Below are 1,202 nucleotides of genomic sequence, written 5' to 3' on the forward strand. Positions count from 1 at the left end.
GCCCAGTTTAAAATTCAAGTGCAACACTAATCAACTAGACCTTTCAGACTAGACATGAAAGGCCATGAAGACCTATTCTTATTAACGTCGAAATTAATTAAGAAAGCGAGTGTCTTCATGACCCAAAACCAGAATAACATGCCTCGTCATTACCAACAACTCCAAGCTGATGAACGCGGTGAAATTGAGGCGCTCAGTCGCCAACACAAAACCGCGCACACGATCGCAAAAACACTTCATCGCAGTACCAGTACCATTACCCGTGAACTAGCCCGCGGCACGACAACTCAAATTGATTCTCAATGTCATCGCTATTATCAAGCCTACTTTGCGGAAACCGGCGAAGCCGTGTACCGCAAACACCGAGCTAATTGTCATCCGCAGGGACTACTTAAAAAAGCCATTGTCTTCTTTAAGAGCTTGACTAGGGCTCTGAAAGCTAACCCGCGGGTCTACAACGTCGATACCTATATTGATCATTTCAAGAAGACCTGCCCAGGTTTCCCGTGTCCTTCGGTGCCCACCGTTTATCGTTATATTGATCAAGGTTGTTTGGCGTTACGCAACCATGACCTTCCTAAGAAACTACGGCGCCGAATTAAACAGCCAGGACGCTCTCACTCTCGCTTAAATAAGAAGGTGTTAGGCCGATCGATCGAAGATCGCCCGGCAGTTGTCCAGCAGCGTCAAAAATTTGGCCATTGGGAAGGCGATTTGGTTAAGGCCAAACGCGATGAGAATGAACCAGCGTTAATGACGCTCACGGAACGGGTTAGTCGTTTGGAAATCTTGGTGAAACTACCTAATTACCACGCCAGGACTTGTCGCCAAGCTCTCGAAAAGACTTTGGCCGACTATGGCCCGCAATACTTTAAGACCATTACCTTTGATAATGGTAGTGAGTTCGCTGAACTTAGCCAAGTCAAGGAGACTGAGATCTACTTTGCTCATCCATATTCGCCGTGGGAACGTGGGACTAATGAGAACCTAAATGGACAACTAAGAGAATTCTTTCCTAAGGGTAAATCCTTGGGACCGGTGAATGTGATTGAACTACAGGTCGCTCAAGATACCTTGAATCACCGTCCTCGAAAGCTCTTAGATTATCATTGTCCAGCTGAACTATTACCAGGTCTAGCTGACTAACTAGACCAATCATTGGAATAGGTCATTAACTGTTGCACTTGATTTGACACTTCGGG

Annotated in this window: 1 protein-coding gene; it reads left to right on the top strand. The window is 46.0% G+C overall.

From position 1 onward, the window contains the following. The first annotated feature begins 117 nt into the window (after positions 1–117). A complete protein-coding gene (locus FC85_RS04370) occupies positions 118–1,146 on the top strand; it encodes an IS30 family transposase (protein WP_056997204.1) in 1,029 nt (342 codons plus the stop codon). Positions 1,147–1,202: the final 56 nt, after the last annotated feature.

This window comes from Lentilactobacillus diolivorans DSM 14421 (assembly GCF_001434255.1).
Lineage (GTDB): Bacteria > Bacillota > Bacilli > Lactobacillales > Lactobacillaceae > Lentilactobacillus > Lentilactobacillus diolivorans.

Coding starts and splice junctions, on each gene's coding strand:
- FC85_RS04370 (WP_056997204.1), top strand. CDS start 118: ATGACCCAAAACCAGAATAACATGCCTCGTCATTACCAACAACTCCAA.